Genomic DNA, 14,434 nt, shown 5'->3' with positions numbered 1-14,434 from the left:
CACTAAATTTTTATTAATTATAAATGAAAAATGTTCATTTTTTCAGGTAATTATTAGAAAAAAATAGATTTAAACTCAGAAGAATTTACAAAATTAAATAAAAATAAAGTAAAAAGAATTCAAAAACCTGTAATTTCAGGTTTTCAAATAAAATTTAGTTAGAAGCGGGGTTAGCTTCTGGTTCGCCGTAGAGAATATCTGCAATGTGGGTAAGCTTATCCATACCTTTAACTTCTTCTGTCTGAAGAGGTATTTGTGCTATAACCTGGTTTCCAAACTTCTGCTGGATAGTTTTAAGACGCTGTTCTTGTATTTTACGTCTTGCAGCACAGAACTCACAGTCAGCTTCTTCTGGCTGGATCTGGTTTACAATAACACCATCAGCAGTTATGTTGTACTTGGCAAGAGCTTCCATAGCCCTTTCCGATTCATAAATTGACATTTCTTCAGGTATAACAACGGTCTTGAAAGAAGTCCTTTCAGGATCGGCCATAACGCCTCTTGCTTCGCGTATTCTCTTTTTGGTTTCTTCCATGTCCTCTAAAGCACGGTCTTCTTCTTCTTCATCACCCATAAACGGCATGATGTTTTTAAATGCTTTGGCCATACTTCCAACCTGACGCCTGATTTTAATCATCTTTCCAACCCATGAATCCATCATTTCAGGGAAAGAAAGTAATCTTAAAGTGTGTCCTGTTGGTGCAGTATCAAATACAACGATGTCATACTCATCAGTAGTCATGTACTGCATGAATTTATCAAATGCGGCTGTTTCATCAATACCTGGAGCCATTGAAGCCATATCCATTTGATCTTGGAGCATTCCCATATCCATACCTGGATTCATTGCTTTCTGTTGCTCCATCTGTGCTTGATATTCTTGCATAGCAATTTCAGGATCGATTTCCACTGCTTCTAGATTTTCAGCTATTGGTGTTGGGTTGTGTCCTATATTTTTCTCATAAGAGTCAGAAAGGGAGTGTGCAGGGTCTGTAGAAATTACAAGAGTTTTTTTACCCTGTCTTGCAAACCATAATGCTGTTGCAGCAGATACGGTTGTTTTACCGACTCCTCCTTTTCCACCTATAAATACAAATGTTGTTTTTCCTTTGTTGAATTTAAAAAGGTCTTTAAATGCCATTTTAATCCTCCATAACTATATTGATAAATCAGTAAAAAAACTAGATTTTATTATAGTTACATTATGTTCTTTTTATATTTAACCTCTCCCAAAATAATTTTTTTATAACCTCAAAACTTGCGATTTTGAAAAGCTAATTAAGTGAGCAGCACTTTAGAGAGGGCCATACTTCTTTTAATTTATAAGGCAAATAATAAATATTTTGCTTATCATACATAAGAAAATACTAAAATTGATATATTACTTAATTAATTTAAAGGGGGATAATATGGCAGGGCAGGAAAAACCATTAACAATTCAATTTCTTATACCTGATTTTGAAGTTGGGGTAATTAAGGAACCACTAAGTGGTGAAGCAGAAGAGTATGAAGGTGCAATGGAAGATATGAACAGATATCTCATTGGACAACCCCAAAAGCTGGATTTTGATAAAGTCCAGAAAGAATTTAATGACCGTTTAGTTGAAGTTTTAAGCCTTTTATCAGAATCAAAACCAGTACTAAATGATTTTCAAGTAGATAAAGTAACTTTTTCAGTTGGTGTTAATTTAGACGGGAAAGTATCCATTTTAGGATCCAGCGGAATATCTGTAGGATCTGAATCTGGAATTCAAGTTACTTTAGCGCGCAAATAAATTATTTAAGGTTGTAACATGCCTGTTTTAAAAAGAGATAGGAAGAAACTCCATAAACCTAAAAGGGTCCCGGAAGAACCTGTTCGCTACAGACGAATGAGTATTAAAAAGACCAAAAAGTAAACAACATCTAAAAATAATTGGGAAATTTTAATTTCACCTTAAGATTACATAGGAATCACGAAATGTTTTTATAGAAAAAATATTAGATAGATAACATCAAACTGTTTACAATATTTATTTTGAGAGTTTAGCTAAATTAGATAAATTCAAATATGAAATTTATATTTTACGCTGCAGGGGTTCCCGAGCGGTCAAAGGGGATAGGTTCAGGGCCTATTGGTGTAGGCCTTCGTGGGTTCGAATCCCACCCCCTGCACTCCAAAACTCGTAAATTTTTGAGTGCTTTTTTAAAAAATATAGTTTTAGTACCAAACCTTTAAAACAAAAAAACACGGCTGAGGTCCTAAATAACTAAGTTTTACATCATCTAAAGGCGTTCCCCTTGGAACACCGACTACATAACTATCAAAGCTATCCCTTAAAGCCCCATTTAAAACATGGAACCATAAAACAGCTTTTGTATTATTACTCACTGCTTTCCCTATTTTATCATTTACAGCTATTGGCCCATTATTGAACTTGCAATTACAATCCAATTGGGCATCTGCTCTATCAATTCCCCACCTTGCAGAATCAGTTACAGTAACTGGATCAGTGACTACATAAAAGTCTGTTGAGTTTAAATCCGCTGCAGTAACATTAAAATGATGGCATGTCCATCCAGAATCTCCTGTCTTCAAATTATTTTGGTTGTGATCTGCATGGGGGCAAACTTCACATTCTTCTGACACCTGCTGATCTTTATGCATCCCAATCTTAATTACAGCAGAGATATGCATAAATTCGCACAATACCGTCCTATTTGCAACTGCAACTTCCGAAGCGCTCTCTGGAACTGTATCATTCATCACTATGATTGGGCCTAATGATGGATCTATAGGATAGATCACCATGCTGGAATCAACACAATATGGAAGTAGACCACCATACATAAGCGGAGCATAATTGTCCTTCAGTTTTAAAATTTTTACAAATGAAAGAGTATTAGGAACCGTCTGGTCTACCTCTTTTTTTGCAAGTCCCGGTACAGTATCACCTTTGATTTCATATTCTTCCCATTTATCAGGAGATCCTGAAGATTTTATGAGTGTATCTGCTGCATCTGCAGTTATTCTTTCAATTGAAAGTCTTGATGAATAATCCTGCGCTTTATAGCTTACCATGTCCATAGCATCTGCTGAAATGCCCAGTATAACCGCTATTATAATTAGAGCCAGCAGCACATCAAGTGAAAATATCTGTGCTTTGTTATCCTTTTTAAAGCCTTTTTTTCTCATTTAATCACTTAATATTTTGGTAAGCCGTATTTCTGCCTATGTCCATTATCTAAAAATAATTTCAAGTAATTAGACTTATTTGAATAATATACAATTCCTTTTCCAGAATAAGGATAATCATCAAATATTACATGCTCGATTGAACAGGGAGCATACATTAATCGCGAATCAGAAGAATTAGATGGCACTATAAATGTTTCAAACCCGTAATGATAACATACGGCTTTACCTTCCAATCTGCATAAAAAACAGGATCCATCACTGCTTTCATGAAAATAACCGTTATCTATGCAGTTTTTAAGCACCACAAAATGAAGAGATTTCCTGTGATTTATATACGGATCATAAGGGCATTTTTTAATAAAAAGAGGAGATGTAGCATTTTCATAAATATTGGCATTTTTTAAATGTTTATCTTTTAACATTTTTGCAAGACTTGAACCGTAAAAAATTTTTGTACTGGTATTGGTTATTTCACCGTAGCTTCTACACTTTATAAAAGGCAGAGGATCTTGAATCGGATAATTTGAATCTGTAATCGAAATATTTTGACTTATATGCTCGTCATGAGCCAAATTACCCTTCTGGACATGAATAGTTGAATTAACTTCAATTTTAAAAGGATCTGATGTAGGATTTACAGACCATATCCTGCATGTGACATTCATATTTCCACTGTTCCCGTATCTTTCAGATAACTGATTCATTTCTTCCTGTAAACTATTTTTAATAGTATTCCTGCTATCTGTTAATGGAACTCCAGTCTTAACGACATTATCTGTAGTTTTTTGTAAAATTTTCTCTGTTAAATTAGGTATGTTACCTTCAATGTCTTTTGCTGTGTAAAATGTTACATCAGACTGTACCCCTAAACTTTGAGTTTCGCTGCCAGTGTGAACCATATCTACAAAAACAGCCATTAAAAGAAAAACAGGAATTATAAGTAGAAGGGTCAATCCACTCATTACATATCCTTTTTGATCCATTCATGTCACTTTAATCAATTATCCGTTGTAAATAATGGCATAAATTATTGAAAATAATAAGCCAATGATATCAATTATACTTGTTTCTATTACAATATATAAAGCTATATAAAGTACTTAATTCTGATATTACTACTTTTAATCGTAAATTGGGCCATATCATAAAATTTAACCCGCATAAATTAATATTACACCAAAATTAGTACTATTCAAAACTAAACATGAATAAAGTTTGATTATCTAATATCTTCCTTTCGCGGATATGATAAATCTGAAATCAATAAAACAACCAATACTAACATGAACAATCCCATTACAATATAATCAAGTCTAAACTGCATATATATCAAAAACAACCCTACCAAACTTACTGCTGCTGGCAGTAAAATGCTAATCCTGTTTTTGTAATCATAATATTTCTGTATACCACCTATCAGGAATATTAAGCCAATAAAACATAAAATAAAGCTTACCTCCATTTTAGACAAAAAGAACACTAAAAACATTGCTAGACCCGCTATAATTGATGATAAGTACTTATCCATATTCTATCCTCCAAATTATCAATGCTGATTGTTATTACTTATTTTTATTACAGTATATAAAGCCATATAAAGTACTTAATTTTAATAATACTACATTTTAGTTACAAATAGAACCATATCACAAAATTTAACCAGTTGTGATATTATTAAATTTAAAATTAATATTATTTTAGAAAATAAAAACCAAAGAATTTTATTGTAGTTAGCCCTTATAATTGCTAACAAATATATATAAATAGATCAAAAAGACATCTAAACTTACAGTTTAAATTATAATAATTAATTATTATAATTAATTTAACCAGAGTTATATCAACTCACTTTGAAAACGTTGGAGGAATCAAATGAAAGATATAGTAAGAGGATGGCGTCACATACCACAGAGGTACAGCCTAATTGGATCAAAATGCTCACAATGTGGAACAGTTTTTTTCCCAAAAAGAGTCATATGCCCAGAATGCAGAAGAAAAGGTGAACTAGAAGACCTAAAACTCAAAGGAGAAGGAAAAATCCATACTTATTCTGTCATACATACTCCTACAGATGAATTTAAGACCATTGCTCCATACGTAGTGGCCATAATTGAGCTTGAAGAAGGGGCAAAATTAACAAGCCAAATTGTTGACTGCAACCCAGAAGATATAGAAATAGGCGACGAAGTTGAAATGGTCTTTAGAAAGATTAAAGAAGAAGGCGACGATGGAGTGATATCATATGGATACAAATTCAGACTCAAAAACTGCTAAAATAGGTATTTTACTTGTAGGACATGGAAGCAGGCTGCCCTATGGAAAAGATGTAGTTAGCCAGATTGCTGAAATGTACAAAGAGAATTCAGATTATCTTGTTGAAGTAGGATTTATGAACATATCCAAACCCTCAATACCTTCTGCAATAAACAAGCTTTCAAAAGAAGGTGTAGAAAAGATAATAGTAACACCAGTCTTTTTAGCACATGGGGTTCATACTAAACAGGACATTCCACATATTTTAGGTTTAGATGATGGACATTCACATGGCCATGACCACGGCCACAGCCACGAAGAAGAGGAAGAACAAGAAGAAATTGAATTTGATGGTGAAATTATATACACCGAACCTCTTGGCGCTGATGCAAGACTTGTTGACATTATCAAAGAAAGGGTAGCAAGTGCCCTCTAATTCTTTTCTTTTTTAAATATTAATTATAATTAAACAAGGTTAAAAAATGCCCCGTAAAATTTCAGATATTGGGGAAAAAGGACTTATAAAACGGATTTTAAGTAAAACCGAAAAATCCGACTTTAATTCTACTTTTCTAGATAAATTTTCCTTTAAAAGCTTAAGTGATGATGCAGCACTTATCAATCTAGGAGACCAGTATCTAGTTGCAACATCAGACATGCTTTTTAAATCTACTCATTTTCCAGATGATATGAGCTACAATCAAATTGGTAAAAAATCAGTAACTGTAAATGTGAGCGATTTAGCTGCGATGGGTGCTAAACCAGTGGGAATCATTATTTCCATGGGACTGCCACGAGACATGTTACTTGACGAATTTGAAGAGCTAATTGAAGGCATTCTGGATATGTGCTCCAAATATGGTATGAAGCTCATTGGAGGAGATACAAATGAATCTCATGAGCTTACTCTTTGCGGAACATGTTTAGGAATTGTCCAAAAAGAAAACGTTTTAATGAAAGATGGAGCAAAACCCGGAGATATAATTGCTGTCACTGGTCCTGTTGGACTTGCAGCTGCTGGATTTGAGATTTTATTTAATAAAAACCAATTTCAAGATTTGAATCCAAATTACAAAGATCATCTGTTGAAACATGCTTTAAATCCAAAAGCAAGAACAAATGAAGGAATTTTACTTGCAAAAAGTGGCATTATAACTTCTGCAACAGATATAACCGATGGTCTGGTAAGTGAAATTGATGAGCTCATAAATGCAAATAACTACAGAATCGGCATGACATTAAATGAAGAAATGCTCCCAATTCCTGAAGAAATCATAGAAGTAGCAAACAAAACAGGTAAAAATCCACTAGAATTTGCTTTTTACTATGGTGAAGATTTTGAACTTCTTTTAACTGTTAAAAAAGAAGGATTTAAACAAATTAAAGAGAGAATTCACCTCTATGAAATAGGAAATGTAACATCTTCTGGAAAAATAGAAATTCTGCATAAAGATGGGACAAAAAGTGTAATTAAACCCCGCGGCTACGAGCATTTATCCCCTAAAAAAGGTTAATTGAACCACTTGATGCTATTTAAGATTCCAGCTAATCCAACATATTATCCTTTAATACTCATCTAATTATTTTTATATCAAATCAAATATAATTATATCACAACATGGATATCCAAATTCTTGATTAAATTATAAATAAAAAGGTTTTGTGGGGAGTAATCATGAAAAAAGAAGTCCTTATTTATGATAAATTAGATGGTGCCATGAACTGCAAAATATGCGCCCGAAAATGCGTTATTGCAGAAGGAGATACTGGTTTCTGCAGCATGAGAGCAAACATGGATGGAAAGCTCTGTGCATTAAATTATGCTGCCGCATCATCTGTAGCCGTAGACCCCATCGAAAAAAAGCCCCTTTTCCATTTTTACCCAGGTTCAACTGTTTTTTCCATTGGGTCAGTGGGCTGCAACTTTAGATGTAAACACTGCCAGAACTGGAATATTTCACAGGTGGATATAGAAGAAATTCCAACACAGGAGCTACCTCCTGAAGAAGCAATAAGACTTACCAAGCAGTACGGATGTAAATCCATTGCATGGACATACAATGAACCAACTATGTGGTTTGAATATACATATGACTCAGCAAAACTTGCAAAAAAAGAAGGAATAGCTACAATTTATGTAACAAATGGATACATGAGTGAAGAATCATTCGAAATGATAAGTCCATACCTTGATGCTGCCAATATCGATTTAAAAGGAATGTCTGACAAGTTTTACAATGATTTATGCCAGGCAAGGCTTCAACCTGTCTTAGATAATATAAAGCGATTTTATGAAAATAAAATCCATATTGAGATAACCAACTTAATTATACCCGGATACAACGATTCTGAAGATGATATAAAAACCCTGGTAAACTTTATGGTAGATGAAACAGGATTAGAAGTTCCTCTACATTTTACAAGATTTTTCCCATACTATGAATTAGGCCAATTACCACCAACACCAGTAGAATCGCTCCAGAGAGCTTATAAAATTGCAAAAGATGCAGGAATGAAATATGTATATGTTGGAAATGTTTCTACAGGCGGTGAAGAAAGTACATTTTGTCCGGAATGTGGAAAAATGGTCATACAACGAAACGGATTTGAAGTTGTAAGTAAAGAAATTAAAGAAAAAGGAATATGCCCTGCATGTAAAGCAAAACTAAATATTATAACTTAATTTAGATATAAACTTAAAATAATTTACACATTCAATAACTAAATTATTATAATTTTAGAATAAGTTAAAAATACATTTGAATTATTAAATCATTTAAAAAAAAAATCTCGAAAATCTGTCGAAATTTTAATTTCAACAGCAAACACAAGGTGTTTGCATGCTTTGATTTTCGAGCAAAATAGATTTATCTTTTTATTTCATTCTAGGTCTTATTCCAGCAAAAACCATTAATGCAGCCAGTAAGATTCCAACAGCGGGAATTCCTGTTTTTTGCATCGGAATAGTTTTTGATGGCGTATTTGTACCAGTATCTGTGCCTGTATCTGATGAACCATTTTCACCTACATCCAATGTAGTATCTGCATTGTCATTGTCACTGTTGGGATCAAAGAATTCACTGAGATCTTCTGGAGGATCAGTTATGTATGCTTTAGCTGTCAGTACTATGTTTGAGGCCATAGCTTGTGCTACTATGTGTAATGTCTGATTAGTGTTAACAGCCATAGGACCTACAGACCATAATCCAGTTGTTGAGTTATATGTAGCGTTATATGTACCATCAGCTGAGATAAATTTGAGCCCATTAGGTAATGTAACGTATACCTTAACGTTTGGTGCAGCATTAGGTCCATAATTACTTGCTGTCAAAGTGAAAGTCACATACTCCATATATTTTGGATGTGGTTTGTTAACTGTCATGGTTATGCCCAGATCAGAAGCTGGACCTGTGGTTACAGTTGTATTACCCTGGTTGTTGGTTGAATTCTGATCATAGTTTGTTCCGGTTACAATTGCGACATTGGTTAATGCAGTGTTTGCAACAATACCCTGTGCTACTATTTTTAAGGCAGCAGTTGCACCGTTAGCTAAATTACCAACAGTCCATACACCAGTTGTAGCGTTATATGTACCATTACCACTAGCAGACAAGAATTTAAGTCCTGTAGGTAACTTATCAGTTACAGTAACACCAGTAGCAGCATCAGGTCCATTGTTTCTTGCTGTTAATGTGAAAGTTACTTGTCCTAAATAGTTAATTTTGCTGGCGCTTGCTGTTTTAGTGATGCTAAGATCAGAAGCTGGACCTACAACTACGGTTGTATTACCCTGGTTGTTGGTATTGTTCTGATCATAGTTGGTTTCATTTATAACAGCTATGTTGGTAGCCTTACCATTAGAAATAGTAACCTGTGCTACAATTTTTAATATGGCATCAGCACCGTTAGCTAAATTACCAATAGTCCATACACCAGTTGTAGCGTTATATGTACCATTACCACTAGCAGACAAGAATTTAAGTCCAGATGGTAACTTATCAGTTACAGTAACACCAGTAGCGTTATCTGGCCCATTGTTATGTGCAGTTAATGTGAAAGTCACATTTTGTAGATATTTTGGGTTTGCATTGCTTACTGTTTTAGCTATACTTAAATCAGAAGCAGGGTTCACAGTTACGGTTATATTAGCCTGGTTGTTAGTAGTGTTTAAATCATTTTCGTTTGCAGCAGTGTTCGGGTTTATAACAGCTGTGTTTGTTAATTTAGTGTTTGAGGTAATAGCCTGTGCTACTATTTTTAAGGCAGCAGTTGCACCGTTAGCTAAATTACCAATAGTCCATACACCAGTTGTAGCGTTATATGTACCATTACCACTAGCAGACAAGAATTTAAGTCCAGATGGTAACTTATCAGTTACAGTAACACCAGTTGCATCATTAGGTCCGCTGTTATGTGCTGTTAATGTAAAGGTCACATTCTGCAGGTAGTTAACTGTAGCTTTGTCAGCAGTTTTGGTTATACTTAAGTCAGTGACCGGATCCAAAATTGTAGTTACATTAACATTGTTGTTTGTATCATTTGTATCAAGTTCATATCCAAATATAGATGCTGCAGTAGTTACTGTAGTCCTTGAACCAGTAGCCTGTGCTACTAAGTGTAGTGTAGCAGCTGCGCCGCTTGCTAAGTTTCCGATGGTCCATTTTCCTGTTGTTGAGTTATATGTACCGTCGGCAGATACAAATTTAAGTCCTGCAGGCAGTGCGGCCATTACAGTTACTCCTGTTGCATTGTTTGGCCCATTGTTACGTGCAGTTAATGTAAACATGACCTCATCCAGACAGTTACAACGTGGAGCCGATGCTGTTATGGTTACAGCAGGGTCTGTAGCAGGCCCTACATCAACTGATACACTCGCATTGTCATTGCTAGAATTTGGATCATAGAATTCTGTAGTGTTAGTAGGGTCTGGATCAGTTATATTAGCAGTATCAGTTACTGTAGCATTGGAAATCATAGCCTGTGCTACTATATGCAGTATAGCTGAAGCACCGTTAGCTAAAGGACCGACTGCCCATAATCCAGAGGTAGAATTAAATTTACCGTTAGAATCATCTGACACATAATTAAATCCTTTAGGTAATGTATTGTACACTTTAACGTTTGCTGCATCGTTAGGTCCATAATTACTTGCTGTTAAAGTGAAAGTTACATAATCTAAATATTTTGGATTTGCATTATTCACGGTTATTTTAATACCCAGGTCAGAAGCAGGCCCCACATTTATAGTTACATTAGCCTGATTGTTACTGGAATTTGTATCGGTCTGATTTCCGCCTATAACTGCAGTGTTTGTTAGTTGAGTGTTTGCAGCGATAGCCTGTGCTACTATATGTAATACAGCAGTTGCACCGCTTGCTAAATTCCCAACAGTCCATACACCAGTTGCAGCATCGTAGTTACCATCTGCTGAGACAAATTTGAGCCCAGTTGGTAATTTATCAGTTACTGCAACGTTTGTTGCGGTGGCAGGCCCGTTGTTATGTGCAGTTAATGTAAATGTAACATTTTGCTGGTATTGTGGTGTTGCATCATCTACTGTTTTAGTTAGACTTAAGTCAGCTTTTGCATCAGCTACAAATTGTGCTGCAGCGTCAGCGTGTCCAATTGTAAGTTTTACTCCACCTAAAAGCAATCCAAGGAGCTCTACATTTATAGCATCTCCAGATACGCTAGCAGATGTTCCATCTGCAGCTATATTTATTACAGGATTACCTATAGATATGTTCAGTACTCCCGGAAGTTCAACAGAAAGTTTTGCTGTTAATTCACTTAGAATACTCTTACCGTTAAGCAGTATATCAGCTACTGACCATTTGAAATTAGCGCTAGCTCCACCAGGTTGTCCATTTGCAGTTGCTGTTGCAGTTACCTGTAACGCTTTGATCTGCAATACCCCTCCTAAAAGGGTTATATCTGCTACCCCATTTCCTGATGTACTTGTTACTGCGGTAACATTTGCATTTGGTGTTACACTAGTACTTGAATTTATTATACTTAAATTCAGAACTGGAAGCAAGTTAAGCAGATTCAGATCAACTGATGCTACACTACTTCCTCCATTTGCTGCTGGAGGATGAGTACTTGAATTAGCAGTAGCATTTAAAAGGCCTATTTTAAGTCCTAAAGCTTGCAGTAGAGCTGGTAAATTTGATGGAAGTATACCTCCATTTACAGTACCCTGATCTCCTGTTGAATTCACATCTAAAAGGCCAGATAATAAACTGCCGTTAAGAAGTTTAATTTCTAAAGGTGTGTCCGCGCTACTTGCGTAAGGCGAAGCTGTACTATTCACCCAAGAACTTGATTTTCCGGCGTAAAGATCCAATAAAACTTGTGGAAGCACGCCTACATTCAATACATAACTTGAAGCATTACCACTGTATGCATGTAATTTATATAGTGTAAAATTTGCAGTGCCATATAGAGTATTTGGATCATTTGCGTTAGGACTTACATTCACTTTTTGAGTGTAAGAAATATAACCTAACTTACTTGCAGTAACTTTGAATGCTTTATCAGAACTGGTAAAGTTCAAAGCATATGTACCGTTTGTTCCTGTTATTGTTTCCGCTAAAAGATTACCACCTGTAGTTTCGGCTTTAATTGAAACCCCAGTTAATCCTGAATTTGATGGACTTTCTATAACTTTACCTGAAATTATAGAATTTGTAACATTATTTGCACCGCTGACATTAAGTGTTACGTTACCTGTGGTTGCTGCAGAAGCTGTACTACACAGCATTAGTGCAAGGAATAATACTGCAAACAAAAATACCCCATGTTTTTTACTATATTTCACCTAATTTCACCTCCTATCATAATCAATTCATTTCTTTTATTTCATTTCATTTTTCACCCATAATCCGTCTTAAGCTAATATATCACCCCTACATAAGTAATAGGCAATTACGCCGCTATTGACTATTATTACAGATGAAATTAATTCAATTTTTACCTTTTTTAATAAAATACTCATGGAAATTAACTCCTGACTTTTAAAACTTGGTATAGTCCAAATACAAGATAGTCTAAATTAATATAATTTCTTATTATTTTCTTACCCGGCATTTTGTTCCTTCCACTATAAAAAGGTTTCTACATGTTTGAATAATTCAATATATGTCAAAAATTATGGTCAGTTCAATCTAATTGAGGTTAATAGAACTTTCTAAAAATAAAAAACACTTTTTATTATATAATTTAAAAATATAAAGTCTAATATTAATTTGTAATAAAAGTATGCCTCATAATAAAATTTTATTAAAACCCAAATTACATAAAGCCTCTTAAATAATATAAATAGTTTATTAAAACAATTATAAAGATAAATATATACTTTAAAACAGTTATTTATATTAAAATATAGAATAAACCATATTCACAGGTTGTTATATCAAATAAGTGTTAATAATTTGTTTTAATACAAATAAAGGATATTATAATATTTTATTAATCAATAAGTTAACAAAATTGTTTTAATCAATAAAAACAATTATCATATGTCCCGAAAAATTATATACTAGATTTACACTATTTAACTATATGGCAAAAACATCTGATTATGTACAATTATATATGACTCCAGAGGGGCCCAAAATAATTGAGTCTGCCACTAAAACTAAAATATTATCACTCCTTGAAGAAAAAGATCTTTATTTTGACGAAATCCTGGATAAAACTGGCAAATCCAAACCTACTCTCTCAAATCATCTAAAAATACTTGAAGATAGAGGCTTAATTGGATCAAAAAGTGATCCTTACGATAAACGAAAGAAACTATTTCATATTAAAGCAAAGCAGTATGTTGAATTATCTACAGATATAAAATTAAATATTAATCTAAAAAACTACTTTAAGAATTGTTTTACTCAACTTGACAATCCAGTTGATTTTTATGCATTATCCCTGCGAAGCATTAGATTTTTTTTAAGTAACAACGGCATTGACATAGATCCATTACTGGTTAATATAGGAAATTTTATGGGCGAATCAATGTACGAACAAGTCCAATCTCCCCAGACTAAGAAATTAATTGAAAATATGGCTGTTTTTTTCGATAAATTCGAAGCGGGACATGTCGCATTAATAGGTGAAGATCCATTAACTATTCGTATCGATGATAATTTCGAATGCAAAAACATGGTTAATACAGGGACCCCCAATTGTGCAATTGCTAAAGGGTCTTTCGAGTCCATTTTCTCCATTCATTTCCAATCTGAAGTTTCAGTTGAGGAAATTAAATGTGTTGCTAAAGGAGATAAATACTGCACCTTTGTTATAAAAAAGTTAGATAAAAAAATAAACTTACCTGTAAAAGGATCGATAGAGTTCATTTAAACAGATATATTTCATTTTAATTTATTTGTCAATCAAGTTAACACGCTGCATCGTTAGGTCCATAACTATGCGCTGTTAAATCATAGGGTTAAGATTGGATTTAATCCAGTCTTAATTCCTTTAATTTAAATTATTATTTTTATACTTCTCAAAATTTAGCAGTGCTGAAAAACCCGTATAAAGTTTACAATACGTGAAAAGTTATGCTACCTTAAAATAGTCAATACCTACGATAACTGGATAAAAAAGCAATATCAACAAAAAATATCTTTAAAATAATTTTAAATGCATATTAAACATTTTTAATTGTAATATAAACTAAATATAAAAATTATACACGCCTATTGATCTTTTAAAATCTTAAATAATATCTTTTTAATATATATACATGTTATACTCTTTTAAAAATCTATATTAAGCTTTATATCCCCCAATACATACTAATTTTACTAATAAAGCTTTTATAACAAAAATAAACATCCTACAAAAGGTTTATTAATAAGTTGATTTAATAATAAATTAAAAATTTGTGGGAGGTTGAAGGAAATTACAATTGAAATTTATAATTTCCTAAACATTTGAAAATTTTTATAAAATTTTCCATGCCCCGAACACACAGTGTTCTATGGCCCCAAAATTTTTTAT

The 14,434-nt window shown here is 33.6% G+C and carries 11 protein-coding genes and 1 tRNA gene; 7 read left to right on the top strand and 5 right to left on the bottom strand.

Features of this window, described 5'->3' with window-relative positions; all coding sequences use genetic code 11:
- Positions 1 to 154: 154 nt before the first annotated feature.
- On the bottom strand, positions 155 to 1,141 hold the full coding sequence (locus EJ01_RS04815) for a TRC40/GET3/ArsA family transport-energizing ATPase (RefSeq protein WP_048081645.1): 987 nt from the start codon (positions 1,139 to 1,141) through the stop codon (positions 155 to 157).
- Between the two features lie 268 nt (positions 1,142 to 1,409).
- On the opposite strand from EJ01_RS04815, the gene EJ01_RS04810 reads away from it, so the two are divergent.
- On the top strand, positions 1,410 to 1,775 hold the full coding sequence (locus EJ01_RS04810) for a Pepco domain-containing protein (RefSeq protein ID WP_048081646.1): 366 nt from the start codon (positions 1,410 to 1,412) through the stop codon (positions 1,773 to 1,775).
- 296 nt (positions 1,776 to 2,071) lie between these two features.
- Positions 2,072 to 2,154: transfer RNA gene (locus EJ01_RS04805), tRNA-Leu, on the top strand.
- A gap of 46 nt (positions 2,155 to 2,200) precedes the next feature.
- Here the strand turns inward: EJ01_RS04805 and EJ01_RS04800 are convergent.
- The 3 genes from EJ01_RS04800 to EJ01_RS04790 all read right to left on the bottom strand — a co-directional run bounded on the left by EJ01_RS04800 (position 2,201) and on the right by EJ01_RS04790 (position 4,706).
- Positions 2,201 to 3,175 (bottom strand): amidohydrolase family protein, encoded by a 975-nt coding sequence (locus EJ01_RS04800; protein WP_048081647.1) that lies wholly within the window; start codon positions 3,173 to 3,175, stop codon positions 2,201 to 2,203.
- Between the two features lie 8 nt (positions 3,176 to 3,183).
- Positions 3,184 to 4,161: a hypothetical protein gene (locus EJ01_RS04795; RefSeq protein ID WP_048081648.1), complete on the bottom strand. Its 978-nt coding sequence runs from the start codon at positions 4,159 to 4,161 to the stop codon at positions 3,184 to 3,186.
- Between the two features lie 236 nt (positions 4,162 to 4,397).
- Entirely contained in the window at positions 4,398 to 4,706 is a 309-nt protein-coding gene (locus EJ01_RS04790) for a hypothetical protein (protein WP_048081649.1), read from the bottom strand.
- Positions 4,707 to 5,050: 344 nt separating this feature from the next.
- On the opposite strand from EJ01_RS04790, the gene EJ01_RS04785 reads away from it, so the two are divergent.
- The 4 genes from EJ01_RS04785 (at position 5,051) to amrS (ending at position 8,114) form a co-directional block, all read left to right on the top strand.
- Complete coding sequence (locus tag EJ01_RS04785; protein ID WP_048081650.1) at positions 5,051 to 5,452, top strand: Zn-ribbon domain-containing OB-fold protein; 402 nt, start codon at positions 5,051 to 5,053, stop codon at positions 5,450 to 5,452.
- Complete coding sequence (cfbA, locus tag EJ01_RS04780; protein WP_048081651.1) at positions 5,421 to 5,867, top strand: sirohydrochlorin nickelochelatase; 447 nt, start codon at positions 5,421 to 5,423, stop codon at positions 5,865 to 5,867. Before EJ01_RS04785 ends, cfbA begins: the two co-directional genes overlap by 32 nt.
- A gap of 46 nt (positions 5,868 to 5,913) precedes the next feature.
- Positions 5,914 to 6,945, top strand: a complete 1,032-nt coding sequence (gene thiL, locus EJ01_RS04775; protein ID WP_048081652.1) for a thiamine-phosphate kinase — start codon at positions 5,914 to 5,916, stop codon at positions 6,943 to 6,945.
- Between the two features lie 161 nt (positions 6,946 to 7,106).
- Entirely contained in the window at positions 7,107 to 8,114 is a 1,008-nt protein-coding gene (amrS, locus tag EJ01_RS04770) for an AmmeMemoRadiSam system radical SAM enzyme (protein ID WP_048081653.1), read from the top strand.
- Positions 8,115 to 8,306: 192 nt separating this feature from the next.
- On the opposite strand, the gene EJ01_RS04765 is transcribed toward amrS, so the two are convergent.
- Positions 8,307 to 12,251, bottom strand: a complete 3,945-nt coding sequence (locus EJ01_RS04765) for a DUF11 domain-containing protein (RefSeq protein ID WP_048192855.1) — start codon at positions 12,249 to 12,251, stop codon at positions 8,307 to 8,309.
- Between the two features lie 743 nt (positions 12,252 to 12,994).
- On the opposite strand from EJ01_RS04765, the gene EJ01_RS04760 reads away from it, so the two are divergent.
- A complete protein-coding gene (locus tag EJ01_RS04760) occupies positions 12,995 to 13,789 on the top strand; it encodes a V4R domain-containing protein (protein ID WP_048081556.1) in 795 nt (264 codons plus the stop codon).
- The last annotated feature ends 645 nt before the right edge of the window (positions 13,790 to 14,434 follow it).

Source organism: Methanobacterium veterum, from assembly GCF_000745485.1.
Classification (GTDB): domain Archaea; phylum Methanobacteriota; class Methanobacteria; order Methanobacteriales; family Methanobacteriaceae; genus Methanobacterium_D; species Methanobacterium_D veterum.
Note: the sequence above shows the minus strand (reverse complement) of the source record. Positions and strands in the feature narration are given on the sequence as shown.